The following is a 17,912-nucleotide window of genomic DNA, read 5'->3' as shown; positions in this document are numbered from 1 at the left end:
CACCCGCCGTCGGACTTCCGATAATCTGCCATCCAATGCCGAGAATCCGCCATGAGCCCGTCGCGTCGACCGAGGCCCGGCTGCTGCCCCCGGGCGGCGCCATCGACGCGCACCGGCACGACGACCACCAGATCGCCTACGCCGCCCGCGGCGTGCTGAGCATCACCACCGACGCCGGCTCCTGGGTCGCCCCCGGCAACCGCGCGCTGTGGATCCCGGCCGGCACCGTCCACGCCCACCGGGCCCACGGCGAACTCGAACTCCACCTGATCGGCCTGCCCGCCGCCGACAACCCGCTCGGCCTCGACCGCCCGACCGTCCTCGCCGTCGGCCCGCTGCTGCGCGAACTGATCGTCGCCCACACCCGCGGCCCCGCACAGGACACCCCCGAACGCGCCCGGCTGCGCGCCGTCCTGCTCGACCAGTTGCGCGCCTCCCCCCAGCAGCCGCTGCACCTGCCCACCCCCGCCGCACCGGTGCTGCGGGCCCTGTGCGCACTGCTGGAGGCCGACCCGGCCGACAGCCGCACCCTCGCCGAACTCGGCCGCACCGTCGGCGCCGGCGACCGCACCCTGTCCCGGCTGTTCCGCGCCGACCTCGGCATGACCTTCCCCCAGTGGCGCACCCAACTGCGGCTGCACCACGCCCTGGTCCTGCTCGCCGAGGGACTGCCGGTCACCGCCGTCGCGCACCGCTGCGGCTGGGCCTCGGCCAGCGCCTTCATCGACGTGTTCCGCCGCGCCTTCGGCCACACCCCGGGCGCGCGGGCGCCCCGTTGAACGCCGTTGTCCGTGGGACGTGGGAGGCTGGGGAGCATGTGCGGCCGCTTCGTCTCCACCACCACGCCCCAGGACCTCGTCTCACTGCTCGGAGAGCTCCGGTGGGACCCGGCCGAGACCTTCGCACCGAGCTGGAACGTCGCCCCGACCGACCCGGTCCCGGCCGTCCTGGAACGCGTCGACCGGGACACCGGCGAGGTGCTGCGCCAACTGCGGCCGCTACGCTGGGGATTGGTCCCGTCCTGGTCCAAGGACCCGTCCGGCGGCGCCCGCATGATCAACGCCCGCTCGGAGACCGTCGACACCAAGCCCGCCTTCCGCAAGGCCTTCACCGCCCGCCGCTGCGTCATCCCCGCCGACGGCTACTTCGAATGGCGCGAGGTCCCCGCCACCGCCGACCGCAAGAAGTACAAGCAGCCGTACTTCCTCAGCACCGGCAACGTGATGCTGATGGCCGGCCTCTACGAGTTCTGGCGCGACGCCACCCGCCCCGAGGACGACCCGCTCGCCTGGCTGGCCACCGCCACCGTCATCACCACCGACGCCACCGACTCCGCCGGCCGCGTCCACGACCGGATGCCCCTCACCATCGCCCCCGACGACCTCCCCACCTGGCTCTCCCCCGCCCACACCGACCGCGCCGAACTCCACCACCTGCTGCGCCGCCCCGCCGACGGCGACCTGCGCGTCCGCGCCGTCCCCACCACCGTCAACAGTGTCCGCAACAACGGCCCGCAACTGCTGGACCCGGCCGACGACCCGCTGGGACTGGCCGACTGAAGCAGAACCAGGGAGACCGCATGAACCGCACCCCCGCGAGCATCGTCGAGGCCGCGTTCCGCTGCTACCGGTCACAGGACCGGGACGCGGCCGTGCCGCTGTACGCCGAGGACTTCACGTTCACCAGCCCCCAGGACGACCGCATCGACAAGGAGGCCTTCTTCCGCCGGTGCTTCCCCACCGCCGACCGGTTCACGGAGCAACGGCTGCTGCGGGTGACGCCCGCCGGCGGGGAACTCGTCTTCGCCTACTACGAGTACGAGTTGACCACCGGCGACCGCTACCGCAACGTCGAGGCGATCACGGTCCGGGACGGGCTGATCCGGGAGGTGCAGGTCTTCTTCGGCGGCCGGCAGCCAGCGCCGGGCCCGCCGCCCACGGCACCGTGAACCGGCCTCTCCGGATCGTTCCGCCCTGCCGACTCGCCCCGAGCGGCACCCCGGCGCCCGGCGGCGTCAGCAGATCCTGCCGGGCCGGGCCGCGGTGGCCCTGAGCAGATCCCGCAGCAGACCGAAGTCGACGTTCTCCGGCCTGCGGAACCGCAGGCAGCCCTTGCCCATGTCCTGCCCGGCCAGCCGTTCCTCGAACGCCTCACGGACGTCACCGCGCATGAGGTAGAAGGAGATGTACTGCTTCTGGCTGGCGAACGCGATCTCCGCGGCACCGTCCCGCTCGTACGCGGGCATCCCGTACGCCATGACCTCGTCGAAACCCACCAGTTCCTCCCGGCACAGCTGCCGCAACTCGGCCAGCACGGCCCTGCGTCCCTCGGGAACCCCGGTCAGGTAGCCGTCGACGTCACTCGCCCTGCTCTGCACCATTCCATGAGGCTATGCCGGATGTGGAACCCGCATCAACATGTCAAGCTCCTCCTCGTGCCGCACCGCGGGAATCCGCCGGGGGGGTTTGGGGCGGGCCGGGAGGCCGGGGGCCCGGGGAGCGAAAACCTGTTGGTCCCGCACGGGCGGATCTGCCACGCTCGGCGGATGGGTGCGTTGGATGGAGTGGCGGCCAGGGTCGCCGGCGGAGCCACCGTCGAGTTCAGGCCGAGCGGTTCGTCGATGGTCCCGCTGATCCGCAGTCGGCAGCTGGTGACCGTCGCCCCGGTCGACCCGTCCAAGCTGGAGCTCCGCGACATCGTTCTCGCCCGGGTCGCCGGAACCGTGTACCTGCACCTGGTGTCGGCCCTCGACCCGGCCAGGCGGCGCGTGCAGATCAGCAACAACCGGGGCCGCGTCAACGGCTGGACCGGCCACGACCGGGTCTTCGGCATCTGCGTCGCCGTCGAGGGCACGCCCCGGGCCGGGGCGGCGGACAAGACCCCGGCTGCCTCCCCCGCCCGGCCCTGAGGCGCGCGGGACCGCCTCGGTCCGAGGGGCCCCCGGCTCATCCAGGAGGCCCGTTCGGGGCCGTCAGGAAGAGGTCCCGGTGCCGGGCGGCCAGCGGTGGCCGGCTTCGTGCAGGTGCTGCAGGGCCATGAGGTCGTTGGCCACCATCACCTGGGCCAGCCCGGCCGCCGCGGAGACGACGGCGGGCCAGCCCGGCGAGTCCAGGTAGTCCTCGTCGGGGGCCCGGGCGCCGACCGCCTCCTGGACCGCGCTGTAGGCCGCACCGAGCCGGGCCATCAGCTCGACCTCCTGCTCGGTGCGCAGGCTGTACCCGAGGGACCGCCCCGGATCGTTCGCGTCGCAGAAGTCGTCGAAGAGCACGTGCACCGTGTAGGCGAGGTCCTCGAACTCGTCCCGGTCGAGCCACACCTCGCGCTGCCAGGTCGGGCTGGCCAGCGCCACCACGGCGGGCACGACGTGGAGGCGGAACGCGGGGAGGGCGATGCCGTGATCGGTCACGGGCCGAGGGTACTCACTCCATGATCACCGGTACAGTCCCCGGCCGGCCGAGCGGGAGCAGGTACTGGATCGGCTCGCCGAGGTCGTCCAGGCCGAGGAGTTCGTGGGCGAGGTCGTCCTGGAGGCCGCCGAGGGGGGTGGTGCCGAGGCCGAAGGCGGCGGAGGTCAGGAGCAGGTTCTGGGCCAGGTGTCCGGCTTCCAGGACGCCGAGGCGCAGGGCGCGCAGACCGTAGCGGCGACGCAGCCGGGCGAGGTCGAGGTACACGGCGAGGACGGCGGGGGCCCGGTCGACGCCGATGGCGTCCGGGTCCTCGGCCGGGCGGGAGAGGTAGGAGGAGAGCGCCTTGAGGTCGTCGAGGGCGGGGGCCGGGCCGATCGGGCGCAGGCTGCGATGTTCGGGGAGGCAGTGGTAGGTGCCGGCGGGCAGGCCGTCGACGGCGAGGGCGAGCAGGCGCAGCCGGACGGTGTGCAGGGCGCCCGCGCTGGGGTACGGGCGGTGGCCGGCGTCGGGGTCGGGGGCGAAGGCGGACCAGAGCAGTCCGCCGAGGGCGCCGGCGGTGAGCGGGCCGGTCAGCGGGCCGCGGGTGGAGCGGCGGGTGCGCAGGGCGTCGGCGAGGGTGACGGGCGGCAGCGGGTCGGCGGGCAGCGGGAGGTCGCCGGGTCGGGGGCTCGGGGCCGGGTGGTGCGGCAGGTCGCGCAGGGCGGTGTCCTCGCCGCGGCCGATCTGGAACTTGCTGCGCTCCAGGTACTGGTGGTCGGCTGCGTGGTGGTCGGCGGGGAAGAAGGTGAACCGCTGTCCGGTCTCCAGCAGGGTGCGGGCGGCGAGACGGCAGACCGCCCGTTCCTCGTCGGGGCCGACGCCGAGCCGGTTGAACAGCATGTGCAGCTGGGAGGCCCAGATCCACTCCAGGCGCTCCTCGGCCTCGATGGCCTCTGCGGGCGCGGGGCGGGCGGCGGCCTCGGCGGACACCGCGACCCGCATCCGGGCGGCGGCCTCGGCGACCCGCGCCGCCCAGTCCCCCAGCCAGGGCGTGGCCGTGCCGGCGTCCAGTGCCGCGCGCAGCTCCCGGGCGCGGCGGGCCAGCGTCTCCCGCTGGCGGGCGAACACGGTGTTGACCCGGGTGTGCACGGCGGCGCCCGGCAGCGGCCGGAACTCGGTGACCCAGCGCCAGGCGGCGGCGTGGCGGCGCAGCCAGCGGGAGGCGGCGAGTTCGTCGTGGCCGAGCGCGTACGCGGTGGTGTGGGCGAGGTCGAGGGCGAGTTGCAGCCGCTTCTCGGGGGCCGCGCCGAGGGCGTGCAGGGCGCGGACGGCGGCGCGGGTGGAGTGGGTGAACACCTCTTCGGCGATCGGCAGCAGGTCCGCGCCGCCGTAGCGCTCGGTCTCGGGCTCGTACGGGACCTCCGTCACGGTGCCGTGCCCGTCCGCGAACGGGCCGTCGGGCGCGGTGCGCCGGGTGGCGAGGCGGGTGAGGTCGGCGGCGAGGGAGGCGGGCGCCGGGCCCGGACCGCGGTGGCGGATGCGCAGGTGGGGGCCGCCCTCGCCGTAGCGGATGAAGAACCAGTCGGTGCCGGCGAGCCCGTCCATCAGCGGGGCGAGGTCCTCGGTGAGGAAGGCGTCGGCCTCGCGGGCGGGCAGCGGCAGCGCGAGGTGCAGGCTGTGCCAGGCGGTGGCCGGCAGCGCGTGGGTGGTCATCGCGTGCTCTCCGGTGGGCTGGGGGCGTGTCCGAAAGACACGCCCTAAGGGAACGGGTGCGGGTGGAGCGGGAGTTCGTCGTGGCGCAGCGGCGCGGGGGTGCGGCCGAGGCGGTACGGGACCTCCAGCAGGCGGGGCAGGCCCCGGGTGCGGCGGTTGGCGTGGCCGAAGGTCATCGGCAGCGTGCCGGGGACGACGACCTTGGCGCAGTGCAGGCCGAGGCGGTCGCGGACGCCGGGCTCGTCCTGGGTGACCACGAGGACCTCCAGGTCCTCCTCCGCCAGCCGGTTGACCATCCGCTCCAGCAGGTCGGTGAGGTCGGTGACCGGTTCGGGGTCGCCGGGCCAGCGCTCGGTCCAGGGCACCGGTGGCGGGCCGGCGAACAGGAAGTCGAGGCGGGGCTGGGCCTCGGGCAGGGTGTTGAGGCCGACGTGGTCGTCCAGGGAGAGGACGAGCTCCGGGCGTTCCAGCATCGGCCGCAGCCGCTGCGGGTCGCGCGGCCCGCCCGGGGCGGCGGAGCGGTGGGGCGCCTCCTGGACGTTGGTGACCACCTCGGCGACGGCGGAGCGGATCGCCGTCCGGGGGTCGTGGTGGGCTCCGGCGGCCAGGAGGGTGCGCGGGGCGTCGGGGTGGTCGCCGCGGTGGCGGCAGAGGGCGATCACGGCGGGAACGCCGAGGTCGTTGGTGGCGTCGAGCAGGGTGAGGCGGTAGCCGAACAGCTGGGCCCGGTCGGCGAGTTCGGCGATCTGCGGGTCCTCGGTGGGGACGGCGACGCCGGGCAGCGGGGTGCGGGCGTACCAGGCCATCAGGAAGGCGTCGCGCTCGGCAACCTCGAACAGGCCGTAGAGCGCGGCCTCCTGGGGGCTGTTGCCGAGTCCGCAGCCGTTCGAGGACTCGTAGACCACCCGGGGGCGGTCGCGGCCGGGAACCTCCCAGTAGGCGACGCGCTCCGGGACGGCGACCGGGCGGCGGTGGGTGAGCGACCAGCCGTGCACCCAGTCGAGGACCAGCTCGGGGGTGTACGGGGCGGTGGCCGGACTGGGGTGCCCCTGGTGGGCGTCGTCGGGCAGGCCGAGCCGGACCGGGTCGAGGACGGTGTCCGGGCCCAACTCGCCTGCCAGTTCGGCGAAGGAGGCGCGCAGGACGGTGCGGCGCCCGAGCGGCCGCATGCCCGCGTGCCGTTCCACCGCCTCGAACAGCGCGACCCGCTCGCTGGAGCGGAAGTCCTCGGCGCGCCCGTACCCGCCGTCGTCGAGCGCCCGGCCGTCGGTCACCCAGGCGGTGGTGAGGGCGAAGGCCGAGTCCTCGGTGCGGAACAGCCGGCGGACCGGGCCGAACCGCTCGTCGTACAGTTCGGCTCGCAACCGCCCGGCGTCGGTGCGGTCGTTGGGCCCGCGCAGGACGGCCGGGTCGGGCAGCGGGCGGGGGGTGGCGGGCAGCCGGGCGGCCTCGGGCGTGTCGGCGGGCAGCGGCCGGCAGACCTCGCAGCCGCCGACGGGGCGGACCCGGTGGGTGGACCAGGTGGCCCGGCCGCCGTGCACTATGTGGACGGTGGCGCCGTCGGCGCTCTCCGCGGCCTCGGGACCTCCGGCGCTCTCCGCGGCCTCGGGGCCCTTGGCCAGCTCGGCGGCGAGCGCGGACACGGCCTCGGCGAAGGCCGGGGTGCCGGTGCCGCCCAGCGCCAGGGCCGGGCTCTGCCAGGGCACCCGGCCGCCGGCGGTGGCGAGCCGCTGGTACTCGACGCAGGCGAGGCAGGCCGGTGCGCCGGGGGCGAGCACCGGCCCGACCACGGTCAGCGCGCCGTCCTCGCGCACCGGCACCAGGCGTACGGGGTGTGCCAGGGCGTGCCGGCTGAGCCGGGCGGCCAGGCCCAGGGTCCATTCGGTGAGGTGGACGACGGCGGTGCCGCTCGTGGCGGCCAGTGCCTCGACCGGGGTCAGGACCGGCAACTCGCTCATGGGCGGCCTCCTTCGGCTGTGAGGGCCGTGAAGCCGCAGCCGTCCAGGGCGTCGGCGAACGGGCGGGCCTCGGGGGTGGCGGGCCGCCAGCGGGCGGTGCGCAGACCGGTGATCCGGACCAGGGCGGCCTGCAGGTCCGTTTCCCGGTCGGCGATGTCGGCGAGCCAGCGGTCGGCCCAGCCCAGGTCGGTCCAGGCCGCCGGGGTCCGGCCGGCGGCGGCGAGCGGGGCGGCGGCGCCGGACAGGACGGTGTGGTGGACGGCGGCGAGGCCGGCGTCCCGGGCCATCAGCCGGGTGAGGGCGGCCAGTGCGGCGTGGGCGGCGGCGTCGGCGGGCGTGGCCTCGACCGCCCTGCCCTCCTCCACCTGCGCCAGGTACACCGACTCACCAGAGAGTTGACGTACCGTCAGAACTGGTGCTCGGCCGAGCCGGCGGGCCAGGACGCCGTACCAGTGCCCGGCCTGCGGGTGTTCCCGCCAGGCGGACTCGGGCACCGCCCGGTCACCCCGCACCACCCGGTCGTCCGGGAGCGGCCCGTCGCCCCGCGCCGCCCGGGCGAGCACGGCGCGGCGCAGGGCCAGGCCGAGGGCGTGGTCCGGGTCGACGCCGACCACCGGCACGGCTCCCCCGCCCACCGCCGCCAGGTGCAGTTCGGCGGACCGGCAGGCGGCGGCCAGCCGGGCGAGGTCCGTCCGCACCGCCCCGGCCGCCAGCGGGCCGGCGGGGGTGGCGCAGGAGACCAGGGCCACGGGCAGCTGCGGGAGGTCGCCCGCGGAGGGTGCGTCCAGCACACCCAGCCGGGGGTCACCGAGGGCGTTCACCCGGCGCAGCGCCTCGGCGAGGCTCCCGGGCGGCGCGGCGACGGCCCCAGGGCCCGCCGCCCACGGGTGGTGCTCGGCGTGCGGCGGAGCGGCGTCGGCGATCAGAACGGTGGGGCGCCCGTCGAGCAGCCGCGGATCGTCGGCCGGCTCGCCCGGGTCCGGCAGGCCCGCGACGGCGCAGAGCAGCCGCTGGGCGCCGGCCGCGGCGAGCAGCGCGAGGAGCACGGGCGGCGGGTCCGCAGCGGGGGCGGGTTCCAGCCGGGCGGTGAGCGCCGCCGCGTCCGTCCGGGCCCGGGCCGGGTCGGCGGGCTCGGTGACGAAGCCGCCGTCCGCACCGCACTGCACCGCGACCGCCAGCTCCGTTCCCGCCGGACCGGCCGCCGTGGCCACCACCCGGCCGGCGGGCAACCCGGGCTCGGCGACCACCGCCGGAGCCGCCGTCCCGCCCCGGGCCAGGGCGCGCGCCACCGCGCGGGCCGACGGGCCGTCCGGGTCCGCGGCGGCCACCACCGGGCGGGCGGCCGCCAGGGCCGCCTCCGCACCGCCGGGGTCGTCGGCCACCGCGCCCGGCCAGGGCGGCAGTCGGACCCCGTCCGGGTGGTCCACGAGCAGGCCGTGCTCGCGCAGCCGGGCGGTGACGGTGGCCAGCGCGGCCGCCACCCTCGGCTCGACGGCCGCGTCGACGGCCTCCGCGTCGACGTCCTCCCTCTGCGGCCCGAGCCGGGCGGCGAGCACCTGCCAGAGCGCCGGGAGCGCCCGGCTGCCCTCCAGGGTGACGCTGCTCTCGCGCCCGCGCAGGTGCAGCCCTTCGCGCAGCGGCGTCACCGCCACTCCGGGGCGCAAGCGGGGCCGAACGGCGTCCGGTTCGGCCGTCATGCCGCCCCCTCCAGTTCGGTGCGCCCCGCGCCGCCCGTCGCCACCGCGGCGCCCGACTGCTCCGCGCCGCCCTGCTTCTTCGCGCCGCCCTGCTCCTCCGCGGCACCGAGAAGCGTCTGCCAGCGGTGCCCGGTCAGCTCGGGCACGCTGCGCACCAGCAGGTGGGCGGCCAGGTAGCGCTCCATCGGGCGGACGTCGCAGATCGCGAGCAGCCGGTACAGGCCGTTGGTGCCGGCCCGGTTGATCAGGTAGTCGGGACGGTGCCACATCCTGCCGTCGGGGTCGGAGCGCTGCAGCAGTCGGTGGAACTCGCTGTAGCGGGTACGCAGTTCGGCGTTCCAGCGCTCGGCGGTGGCCGGGTCGCCGAGGGCCTCGGCGCGCTCCCGGTACTCGGCGTGGCGGCCGCCGAGGTCGGCGCCGGCCGTCAGCCGCCGCTCGGCCAGGCTCCAGGCGGTCGCCGACCAGTGCGCCCAGTCCCGTTCCCAGTCGCGGGCGCCGCCGTCGGCGATCCGGCCGACCAGCGCGGTGACCGCCCGGCCGCTCTGCTCCCAGCGGCGCTCGAAGGCGGCCCGCAGGCTGCCGTCCGGGTCCTCGTGGACCAGGAAGTCCTCCAGGTGCGAGAGCACCGAGTAGTGCGCACCGACCAGCCCGTCCGGGTGCGCGGTGGCGTGGGTCGCGAGCGCCGTCACCACCAGTTGCACCCGCGCCTGCGGGGTGTCGCCGTGCGCGCCGAGGAAGTGGCAGGCCGAGTCGAGGGCGGGCAGGCCGGTCCGCAGCAACTCCTCGCGCAGCTCGGCGGATTCGGCGCCGATCAGCGCCCGCAGGGCTTCCTCGGCGGACCGGTCGACGGGCGCCGCCACGACGGTGTTGTCCGGCACCAGCGGCGCGTACGGCGGCGCGATCAGCTCCGCGCGTCCGGCGACGGCGGCCTCGGCGAGCAGTTCCTCGTCCGACCGGTCGGCCACGGACGGGTGCGCGGCCGCCCACGCCCGCAGCGCCTCGGCGGCCCGCTGCGCCGCCCCGGCCACCCGTGCCTCCGGGCCGCGCAGCCGAAGCCGCAGGTGCGGTCCGAACCGCCAGTGCCGCTCGACGTGGGCGGCCAGCCCCTCGGCCGCCGCCTGCCGGGCCAGCGGCAGGACGGCTTCGCGCAGCGCGCGGGCCTTGTCGGGCCGGTAGTGGTACAGGACCACGTCCCAGGCGGTCACGGCTCCTCGGCCGTCGGCCGGGTCACTCATCGGGCGCCTCCTCGGCGATGGCGGTGCGGACGGATTCGAAGGCGCCCGCCGGCGGGCCGCCCCGGCCGGGCCGGTACGTCTCCACCACGAGTTCCACGGCCCGGGTCGGCTCCGGCCGACCCGCGATGGCCGGGAGGGCCTCCTCCAGGACCGCGCCGTGCGGGTGCCGGGTGAGCCATTTGGCGAGGTGGCGCAGGTGCAGCGGGTTGCCGAGGTCGACGGGCTGCGGCTTGGGGGCTCGCAGGTGGGCCACGAAGGCGTCGCCGGGCGTGCCCATGGGATCGGCCGCGGCCGGTGCGGGGTGGAGGAAGAGCTGCTCGGGCAGGTCGAGTCGGGCCCGCCAGCGGGCGACGGCCGCGGCCGGAACCCCGTCGGGGCCCGGGTCGGCGGCGAGGTCGGCCCGCAGGGCGTCGAGCACTCCGGCCGGCAGGAGCCAGCGGCGGCGGGCGAGGACGACGTGCCGGTGGCGCAGCCGCGGGGTGCGCAGCACGCTGCCGCCGGGCGCGGCGAGGGTGGTGCGCGGCAGCAGCGGCCGGAAGTCGACGACCCCCTCGGGGTGGTCGTTGAGCAGCGGGCCGAGCCGCTGGGGCAGCATGACCGGTGCGAGGAAGCCCAGGTAGAGGACGTCGAGCAGTTCGCCGGTGGTGCGCAGCCGCAGCCGGAGCTGGTCGTCGACCGGGTCGTGCACGAGGTCGAGGTCGGACTCGGCGAGGCTGGTCCACTGCCGGTCGGGTCCGATCTCGTCGGCGAGCAGCCGCGGGTGCAGGTTGGCGTTGAAGCCGCCGACCGGCCGGATCTGGGCGGCGCGGGCGCCGGCGCCGAGTCCGGACCGCAGCTGCCGGGCGACCTCGGTGGCGGCCTGCGGGGCCAGGCCGTCGAGGAAGCGGCTGGTGAAGCGCCCCCAGCCGCCGTAGACGTGGTTGACGCACAACAGGCCGTCCGCGGAGCCGCGTTGGACGAACCAGGAGTAGCTGAGCGGGCGGACCGCGGTCCAGTGGGGCAGTCGGGCGGCCAGGGCGCGGATCTTCTCGGCGGGGAGTACGAGTTCGCCGTCCTGCTCCGGCAGCTTCGCGAACTCCTCGCGCAGCGCGGCCAGTTCGCCCGGGGGTTTCGGATCCGCCCAGGAGTCCGCCAGGTCGGCAGCGAAGTCCCAGGGGGCGTCGCACACCCCGCCGACGCCGTAGCGAGCGACGAAGCGGTCCCGGGCCGCCCGTCGCATCAGGTGGGCGTGGTCGAACAGCTCGGCGAACGCGGTGAGTTCGGCGAGCACCGCCCGGTCGGCCGCGCCCGGCCGGGGCTGCGGCGGAGCCGGCGCGTGGACGTCCTCGCTGAGGACGCTGAGCGGCGCGGCCTCCTGCGGCACCGGCCGGCCGGCGTCAGCCAGCAGCCGCCGCCAGTGCTCGGCGAGGACGGCCAGCAGTGCGGGGCGGTGCGCGCCCGGGGCCATGGCCAACTCGGCGGTCTGCCGTTCGAGTTGCTCGATCCGGTGGGCCAGCTCGGCGTCCTGCGGCCACTGCCGGAGCCACCCGGCGAGGCTGCGGAGCGGGTGCCGGTCCTGCGGGTCGACCGGTTCGGTGGGCACCAGCAGCCGGGCTGTGACGAGCTGGTCCACGAAGCGGTGCGCGGCCGGGTCGTCGCCCGGCCGGCCGAGGGCCTCGGCGAGCCCGGCGGCGAGCCGGTCCGGCGGGGCCGGGGTGGCCGCGAGCGAGGTGAGGAGGGACAGTTCGGGCCGGGCGGCGAGTTCGACCTCCTCCTCCCGGGTGACCAGGAAGCGCCCGCCCGCGAACAGTGCCTCCGCACGGGCGTAGCGGGCCCGGCCGTCGGCGACCCGGGCCGCGCTGCTCATCCGGTGCGGCAGCGCGCGGCTGCGGCGGGGGTCGTCGAGCAGGGCCTGGACGAGCGCGGTGACCAGCGCCCGGTTCTCCCGGACGCAGGCGCGGGGCTCGCCCGCCGCGGCTTCGGCGTCCTCGGAGGACCAGCCGACGGCGGTGAACCAGGACAGCGGGCTGGTCTTGGCGGTGGCCCGCAGGGCGTGCCGCAGTACGGCCGCCTCCTCCTTGCGCGCCCGGCCGCGCGGTTCCCCGGTCGCGCCCGCCGTGTTGGCCACCGCGCGCAGCAGGTCGGCGCTGCCGAGCGCGACGGCCCGGGTGAAGGCGGGCTCCCGGCAGATGTCCGCGAGGGCGGCCCGTTCGGCGGCGAGGGCGGGCGGGACGGCCTCGGCGAGCGCGTCCAGCAGCCGGGCCCGCAGCCGTCGCAGCTCCAGCCACTCGGCGAGCCGCGGGATCCGGCTCGGCAGGTCGGCGAGCCGGTCGAGCAGCGCCGCCCGCGGCGTTCGCCCGTTGTGCAGGTCGCGGCGCAGCGGCAGCACGACCCTGCGGTGGAACTCCTCGTCGTGCCCGGTCCGGCCGGCGTACAGGTCGTCGCAGAGGGCCGGCCGCAGGGCCTCGGCGGCGGCCTCGGCGGCGGCGAGGTCGCGCAGCAGCGCCCGGGTGTGCGCCGTGGCGGCGGACTGGGCGGGCCGGGCGAGCACGGTGGAGCGCACCAGGGCGTGGCGCGCGGCGTACGCGGCCGGAGCCGGTTCGGGGGCCGGCGCCCGGGCGTCCCGGGGCGGGGCGGCGCGGTTGGGCATGGGCGGTTCCCTCCGACGGGGCCTGGGGCGCGTCTCGTGGGGACTGGTCGGTTCCGGCCGCGGCGCCGCCGGCCCGTCCGGGTCCGCGCGACAGGTCCTGCGGACGCGCGGCAGGCGCTGTGGACGCGGGACGAACCCGGCGCGTCCGGTGGACGCGCCGGGTCCCTCCTGGAACCGTGGCCTCGGCCTCGAAGGGCCCGGCCGACGGGTTGGGGCGGTTCCTTACATGTCCTGCGGCTGCGCGCAGGAGGACGAGGCCTGGCAGGAACAAGAGCCCCAGGAGGCGCCGTTCTCGGGCAGCGCGACGGTGTCGCGCAGCGAGGTGACGGTCAGCTCGCTGAGGTCGAGGTCCTGAAGGTCGAGGCTCTCGATGCGGGACGCGGTGATGTCGGACATGGCGTTCTCCCTCACGTTGGCAGGCCTGCCGGTCGAACCGGAAGACGGGCCTGCGATCGGATGTTGCGGGATGTGCCGGACCCCCCGTGGGTGCGCTGTGCGCAGGTCGCTCGGACCCGGGCTTCGCACCGCCCGACGGCGACTCTAGGCGGCGGGCGGCGGGCGGCGGTACGGGCCGCCGCCACCTTGGCCGGAGCCCGCGCCTGGTCGGCTCAATACCGTTTCCACTCAAGCGGAACCCCAGTCCTCACGGATCCCCCGCCCCATCGGCCGTGCGGTCCTGTGGAACGAGGACCCTGCCCGCCCACCGAGGCCGGGACCGCCGAGGAGTTCCTCGGACCATTCGCGTCACGCCTTGAGCGTGTTCCTGGCGCAGAACCCTAGGCGGTCCGGCCGGCGCAGGCCGCGGCGGTCACCAGGCTGGTGAAGGCGGCCTCGGAGGCGGGCAGTCCGGCGGGGTCGTACGGGTTGCGGGAGAGCACGACCTGGCGCCGCCCGGTGTCGTCGGCGAGCATGACGCTGCTGTAGCCGATGCTGTCGCCGCGGTGGCCCCAGAAGTCTCCGCACGGGGTGGGTGTGCGTTCCAGGCCGAGGCCGTAGTCGGCCCCGCGCCCGAGGCCCGTGGTGTGCTTCATCTCGGCGAGTTCGGCAGGCCCGAGGAGCCGTCCTCCGAGCAGGGCGGACATGAAGGCGGCGAGGTCGGCGGTGGTGGAGATGCCGGCGCCGGCCGGGCCGGCGATGCTCGGGTTGAACAGCGTGACGTCCACCGGGCCGCCGGGCAGACTGACGTAGGCGCGGGTGTGGCGACCGGGGACGGCGGGGTCGTTCTCCGGCATGGTGGTCTCGCTCAGGCCGAGGGGCCGGATGATCCGACGGTCGACCTCTTGCTGCCAACTGCGGCCGGTGGTCTTCTCGATGAGCATGCCGAGCAGGATGTAGTCGGTGTTGGAGTAGTGCCAGTCCTGACCCGGCGGGAAGTACGCCGGGTGGGTTTCGGCGACGGCGACGAGTTCCGCCATCGTCCGCGACTTCCAGCGGTCGGTGCTGAGCCAGGTCCGGAACGTGGCGTCGTCGTCGTAGGCGAAGGCCGGGTCCGAGGTGTAGTTGTAGATGCCGCCGGTGTGGTTGAGCAGTTGGCGGATGCTGATGCCGGCGCCGTCGCGCACGACGCCGGGCAGGTGCTTCTCGACCGGGTCGTCCAGGCCGATCCGGTGCTCCGCGACGAGTTGGAGGACGACGGTGGCCACGAAGGTCTTGGTGGCGCTGCCGATCCGGAAGCGGTCTCGGGCCGCGGCGGGCTCGCCGGTGGTGAGGTCGGCGGTTCCGGCCGCGCCCTTCCAGAGGGTGCGGCCGTCCTCGTCCACCCGGCCGAGCGCGGCGGTGGCACCGCCCGGCACCACCACGGCCCGCAGGCCGGCGTCCAGCGCCGCCCGGTCGACCCTCCGCGCCTGGTCCGCCGCCGCGCCGACGGCGGTCGCGCCGACGGTGTCCTGCGCGTTCGCCGCCGGGACCACGCCGGCCACCAGGCCCGCTCCTGCCAGCACGACCGCCGCCACCCGGACGGCCGACACCCGGCGCCGTCCGGTCGCCGGCCGCGCACCCGTGCGGCCGGCTCCGTCCATCGACGTCCCCACCATGGCAACCTCCGCGATCTCGACTGGAAGTCGTCTCCAACTCCCATCTGTTGTCTGCTAGTTGAAACTCTCCCAGCATTCCGGCGGCGGATCGTCGAACTCAGGTCCGACCCCTTCTCCCCACCAGGTCGCACCCCTCCGGCCGGACGGCTACGACCTGGGTAGGGGCCCGACCCCGACGGCCCCCGGAGGCGCGCCCCGATCCCCTCGGGGGCGCCACCAACCGGACAGACCACTCCGATCGACCGCCCAGCCCGTCGAAGGGGCAGGCCTGGGCCGTTCGACAGCACGGTCATGTCGATGGCCCCCGGTCCGGGCCGGCGCCCTTGGTCGCAGTGGGCGCCGGGGCGCGAGAGGGCGCCCGACGGGGTGACGTCCGCGCGGGTCTCGCCGTCGCCGAGGAGGGCCTTGGCGCCGTACGGGCTCGGCGGAGCCGCACGGAAGACATGACGGAACGTCATCACCACGGTCTCGTACGACCGGCCGGAATCAGGGCCCGACCGGACGGGACTCCGTCCGCCCGGGGCCGGTCAGCGCAGCGGCAGCAGTCCCGGCACCGGGCCGCCGCGCCGGGCGAGGCGGCGCAGGAAGGTGGTGACGCCGGGCGTGCCGACCGCCCAGGCCCGGGCCTCCGCGTCCGGCCGGCGGCCGGGCAGCAGCGGCCGGTCGGGCGGGCCGCCGGCCCGGGTGAGGATCAGGGCCGCCAGTTCCTCGGCGGCCGCCCAGTGCCGGGCCTCGCCGGTGACCATCGCGAGGTCGACGAAGAGGTCTCCGACGCCCGCGAGACCGCAGCAGCGGAACACCTGCGCGGTCCTCGGGGCGAGCGTCCGGCAGGTGTCGGCCGCCTCGGCGGCCAGGGCGATCAGCGCGTCGTCGCCGTCCTTCCGGCCGGCCTGGACCAGCAGGCTGCCGAGCCCGGCCAGGCCCCGGCACCAGGACAGGTAGCGGCGGGTCGCCCCGGGCGCGCGGGCGGCGGCGACGATGCGCGGGAGGTCGGCCGCGAGCCCGTCCACGATCTGCCGGGCGGCGTGCCGGGACGCCTCGTCGGGCATCGCGAGCAGGAAGTGGGCGACGCCCGCGCGGCCGTGGGCGAAGCCCTCGGCCAGGGCCGCGGTGCCGGGGTTGGGCTCCTCCCCGAGGTCGTCCAGTGACCGGCCGGCCAGGTCGGCGGCGCAGTCGGCCGCCGCCGCGCGGTGTGCCCCGGCCGCCGGGCCGAGGGCGGCGAGCAGCAGGTGCCCGGTGCCGATGCCGGCGGTGCCGCCGATCTGGTCCACGCCCGTCCCCTCGTACCGGCGGTGCCGCGGGGGCTCGGTGCCCAGCGCGGCGGCCGCCTCGGCGAGGAACAGGTCGACGCCCGAACGGCCCTGGTACAGCGAGCCGTCGAGGTGGCCGAGGGCCGGGTGGGCGGCCGTCCAGCGGGCCAGTTCGGCGGCGGCGGCCCGGGCGTCCGGGCGCTCGGGGTACTGGAGCAGTTCGAGGCCGAGGCCGGCCGCGCCGTCGTACAGCGAGAGCAGCGTCCGGGGGCGCTCCGCGCCGGGGTCGGCGGCGACCAGTTCGCGGGCCATCCGGACGCAGGTGGTGACGGTGTGGCCGAGGGCCCCGGCGAGGACGGCCCGCCGGGTCTGTGCGTTCCACCGGGCGTTCCCGGTGCGCCCGGCCGGCACGGACCCCTCCCGCAGCCGGGCCGCCGCGGCGGCGCGGTGTACCGGGTCGAAGCTCAGCAGGCCCTCGACCAGTACCGCCGCCGGGTGCCCGGGCTCCGGGAGGGCGGCGCGCAGGCAGGCCAGGGTGCGGTCGCGGTTGGTCGCCGGGTCCTGGTCGATCACCACCGGGTCGAGGCCGGTGAGGGCGTGGTGCAGGGTGGCGCCCAGCGCGTAGTGGTCCTCGGTGAGGTCCTCGCCGGTGGCACCCGGCAGGCCGTACCCGGCGGTGGCGCCCGGGGGGCGGTCGCCGGCCAGGGCGCTCACGCCGAAGTCGACCAGCGCGGGCCGGCCGTCCGGGTCGAGCACCACGTTGGCGGGCTTGAGGTCGCAGACCACCACGCCGCGGGCGTGCACCGCGTCCAGCACGTGCAGCAGCCGGCGCGCCAGCGTCCACCAGTCCCGGCCGCCCGCTGTCCCGGCATCGGCACTGGCGTCGGCGTCGGCGTCGTACGGGCCGGCGGTGAGCACCTCGCGGCGCAGGTCGATCCGGCCGCGGGCGGCACTGACCAGGTACTCGTCGGTGCCGTGCCGGAAGTAGTCGACCAGTGCGGGCACGCCGGGGATGCCGGCCAGCGCGTCGAGCACCCGCCGCTCGTGCCGCAGCCGGCCGCGCGCGTCGGTGCCCGCGCCGTCCTCGGCGACGAAGGCCCGGGCCTGCTTGACCACCACCTCGCGCCCGGTGGCGAGTTCGACCGCTCGGTAGACGTGGCCGCTCGGCGCCCGGGTGATGCCGGCGGTGATCCGGTAGCGGCCGGCCCCGACCCGGGTGGTCGCCGGGCGGGCGGGGGCGTCGGCCGCCTCGAAGGGGTCGTCCGCCCACGGCGGCCGGCGGTAGCGGGCCTCGGCCAGTCCGGGGAACAGCGAGCCGTCCGGCCCCGCCATGCCGGCCTGCGCCTCGTCGTCGGTGACGCGGAACGGCCCGTAGCGGTAGTGCACCGGGGCGTCGGGCCGGACGGGGCGGTCGCTCACCACGGCGGGGCCTTCCCGGCCGGCCAGTGCCTGCGCCAACTCCAGCCCCAGGGAGCGGACTTCCTCCGGCCGGGGGTAGACCGTGACGGCCTTGCCGACGGCGGCCGCGCCGTGCCGGCCGCTGTTGAGTTCCCACAGTGCCGCGGCGCTCACCGCGAACTTCACGTCGCAGACGCGGCCGAGCAGGATCGGGAGGGCGGTGTCCAGCAGGTCCGCGAAGCCCTCCGGGCGGGCGGACAGGTGGAGTTTCCAGCCGTGGGTCAGCTCCGGCATCCGGGGGTCCGGGAGGTACCACCACTGGCCGTCGGTGCGCAGCGGGCGGTGCGGGCCGGGCGCCCGGGCGGCCAGTTCCTCGGCCCGGCGCCGCAGTTGCTCCTGCCCCAGGACCGCCGCGGACTGCCCCAGGACCGCGGCGGAGCCGGGGTCGGGCGGTGTGCTCATCGTTCCGTCCTTTTCCCGGTCCGCCGTGGTCCGTCGTGCCTCGGGATCCGAAGGGATCAGGAGTTGAACTCACAGGGGAAGTTGGTCGGGACGTAGGTCACCCACACGTCGTCGATGCAGGCGACGGGGGTGAGGTCGGCGTCGAGCTCGT

At 76.5% G+C, this 17,912-nt stretch carries 14 protein-coding genes; 4 read left to right on the top strand and 10 right to left on the bottom strand.

Going from position 1 to position 17,912, the window contains the following annotated elements:
• The first annotated feature begins 35 nt into the window (after window positions 1-35).
• From ACFVVA_RS17135 to ACFVVA_RS17125, 3 genes are read left to right on the top strand one after another with little or no spacing between them, the layout of a single operon-like run.
• The gene (locus ACFVVA_RS17135; protein WP_387690278.1) at window positions 36-779 is read left to right on the top strand and encodes an AraC family transcriptional regulator; all 744 of its coding nucleotides are present in this window, start codon (window positions 36-38) and stop codon (window positions 777-779) included.
• A gap of 36 nt (window positions 780-815) precedes the next feature.
• Window positions 816-1,559 (top strand): SOS response-associated peptidase, encoded by a 744-nt coding sequence (locus ACFVVA_RS17130; RefSeq protein ID WP_387690276.1) that lies wholly within the window; start codon window positions 816-818, stop codon window positions 1,557-1,559.
• 20 nt (window positions 1,560-1,579) lie between these two features.
• On the top strand, window positions 1,580-1,948 hold the full coding sequence (locus ACFVVA_RS17125) for a nuclear transport factor 2 family protein (RefSeq protein ID WP_387690274.1): 369 nt from the start codon (window positions 1,580-1,582) through the stop codon (window positions 1,946-1,948).
• 66 nt (window positions 1,949-2,014) lie between these two features.
• On the opposite strand, the gene ACFVVA_RS17120 is transcribed toward ACFVVA_RS17125, so the two are convergent.
• Complete coding sequence (locus ACFVVA_RS17120; protein WP_387690272.1) at window positions 2,015-2,380, bottom strand: iron chaperone; 366 nt, start codon at window positions 2,378-2,380, stop codon at window positions 2,015-2,017.
• Between the two features lie 165 nt (window positions 2,381-2,545).
• On the opposite strand from ACFVVA_RS17120, the gene ACFVVA_RS17115 reads away from it, so the two are divergent.
• On the top strand, window positions 2,546-2,908 hold the full coding sequence (locus ACFVVA_RS17115; RefSeq protein WP_387690270.1) for a S26 family signal peptidase: 363 nt from the start codon (window positions 2,546-2,548) through the stop codon (window positions 2,906-2,908).
• A 63-nt stretch (window positions 2,909-2,971) separates the two neighbouring features.
• Here the strand turns inward: ACFVVA_RS17115 and ACFVVA_RS17110 are convergent, their stop codons facing one another.
• The 9 genes from ACFVVA_RS17110 to lanL form a co-directional block, all read right to left on the bottom strand.
• Window positions 2,972-3,406: a hypothetical protein gene (locus ACFVVA_RS17110; RefSeq protein ID WP_387690268.1), complete on the bottom strand. Its 435-nt coding sequence runs from the start codon at window positions 3,404-3,406 to the stop codon at window positions 2,972-2,974.
• Window positions 3,407-3,419: 13 nt separating this feature from the next.
• Window positions 3,420-5,099 (bottom strand): thiopeptide-type bacteriocin biosynthesis protein, encoded by a 1,680-nt coding sequence (locus ACFVVA_RS17105; RefSeq protein WP_387690266.1) that lies wholly within the window; start codon window positions 5,097-5,099, stop codon window positions 3,420-3,422.
• 44 nt (window positions 5,100-5,143) lie between these two features.
• Complete coding sequence (locus tag ACFVVA_RS17100) at window positions 5,144-7,057, bottom strand: TOMM precursor leader peptide-binding protein (RefSeq protein ID WP_387690264.1); 1,914 nt, start codon at window positions 7,055-7,057, stop codon at window positions 5,144-5,146.
• Window positions 7,054-8,754 carry a hypothetical protein gene (locus ACFVVA_RS17095; RefSeq protein ID WP_387690262.1) on the bottom strand — a complete coding sequence of 567 codons (1,701 nt, stop codon included), beginning with the start codon at window positions 8,752-8,754 and terminating at the stop codon, window positions 7,054-7,056. Before ACFVVA_RS17095 ends, ACFVVA_RS17100 begins: the two co-directional genes overlap by 4 nt.
• A complete protein-coding gene (locus ACFVVA_RS17090) occupies window positions 8,751-9,989 on the bottom strand; it encodes a hypothetical protein (RefSeq protein WP_387690260.1) in 1,239 nt (412 codons plus the stop codon). The genes ACFVVA_RS17095 and ACFVVA_RS17090 overlap by 4 nt, the downstream gene beginning before the upstream one ends.
• The gene (locus ACFVVA_RS17085; protein WP_387690258.1) at window positions 9,982-12,618 is read right to left on the bottom strand and encodes a lantibiotic dehydratase; all 2,637 of its coding nucleotides are present in this window, start codon (window positions 12,616-12,618) and stop codon (window positions 9,982-9,984) included. The genes ACFVVA_RS17090 and ACFVVA_RS17085 overlap by 8 nt, the downstream gene beginning before the upstream one ends.
• Before the next feature lie 222 nt (window positions 12,619-12,840).
• Window positions 12,841-13,014: a thiazolylpeptide-type bacteriocin gene (locus ACFVVA_RS17080; protein WP_387690256.1), complete on the bottom strand. Its 174-nt coding sequence runs from the start codon at window positions 13,012-13,014 to the stop codon at window positions 12,841-12,843.
• A gap of 380 nt (window positions 13,015-13,394) precedes the next feature.
• On the bottom strand, window positions 13,395-14,651 hold the full coding sequence (locus ACFVVA_RS17075; RefSeq protein ID WP_387690254.1) for a serine hydrolase domain-containing protein: 1,257 nt from the start codon (window positions 14,649-14,651) through the stop codon (window positions 13,395-13,397).
• A 527-nt stretch (window positions 14,652-15,178) separates the two neighbouring features.
• On the bottom strand, window positions 15,179-17,761 hold the full coding sequence (lanL, locus tag ACFVVA_RS17070) for a class IV lanthionine synthetase LanL (protein WP_387690252.1): 2,583 nt from the start codon (window positions 17,759-17,761) through the stop codon (window positions 15,179-15,181).
• Window positions 17,762-17,912 lie beyond the last annotated feature (151 nt).

Origin of the sequence: Kitasatospora sp. NPDC058048 (genome assembly GCF_042885555.1) — a bacterium.
GTDB lineage: Bacteria > Actinomycetota > Actinomycetes > Streptomycetales > Streptomycetaceae > Kitasatospora > Kitasatospora lactacystinica.
This window is presented reverse-complemented; position numbering and strand designations above follow the sequence as displayed.

Coding starts and splice junctions, on each gene's coding strand:
- ACFVVA_RS17135 (WP_387690278.1), top strand. CDS start 36: ATGCCGAGAATCCGCCATGAGCCCGTCGCGTCGACCGAGGCCCGGCTG.
- ACFVVA_RS17130 (WP_387690276.1), top strand. CDS start 816: ATGTGCGGCCGCTTCGTCTCCACCACCACGCCCCAGGACCTCGTCTCA.
- ACFVVA_RS17125 (WP_387690274.1), top strand. CDS start 1,580: ATGAACCGCACCCCCGCGAGCATCGTCGAGGCCGCGTTCCGCTGCTAC.
- ACFVVA_RS17120 (WP_387690272.1), bottom strand. CDS start 2,380: ATGGTGCAGAGCAGGGCGAGTGACGTCGACGGCTACCTGACCGGGGTT.
- ACFVVA_RS17115 (WP_387690270.1), top strand. CDS start 2,546: ATGGGTGCGTTGGATGGAGTGGCGGCCAGGGTCGCCGGCGGAGCCACC.
- ACFVVA_RS17105 (WP_387690266.1), bottom strand. CDS start 5,099: ATGACCACCCACGCGCTGCCGGCCACCGCCTGGCACAGCCTGCACCTC.
- ACFVVA_RS17100 (WP_387690264.1), bottom strand. CDS start 7,057: ATGAGCGAGTTGCCGGTCCTGACCCCGGTCGAGGCACTGGCCGCCACG.
- ACFVVA_RS17095 (WP_387690262.1), bottom strand. CDS start 8,754: ATGACGGCCGAACCGGACGCCGTTCGGCCCCGCTTGCGCCCCGGAGTG.
- ACFVVA_RS17090 (WP_387690260.1), bottom strand. CDS start 9,989: ATGAGTGACCCGGCCGACGGCCGAGGAGCCGTGACCGCCTGGGACGTG.
- ACFVVA_RS17085 (WP_387690258.1), bottom strand. CDS start 12,618: ATGCCCAACCGCGCCGCCCCGCCCCGGGACGCCCGGGCGCCGGCCCCC.
- ACFVVA_RS17080 (WP_387690256.1), bottom strand. CDS start 13,014: ATGTCCGACATCACCGCGTCCCGCATCGAGAGCCTCGACCTTCAGGAC.
- ACFVVA_RS17075 (WP_387690254.1), bottom strand. CDS start 14,651: ATGGTGGGGACGTCGATGGACGGAGCCGGCCGCACGGGTGCGCGGCCG.
- lanL (WP_387690252.1), bottom strand. CDS start 17,761: ATGAGCACACCGCCCGACCCCGGCTCCGCCGCGGTCCTGGGGCAGTCC.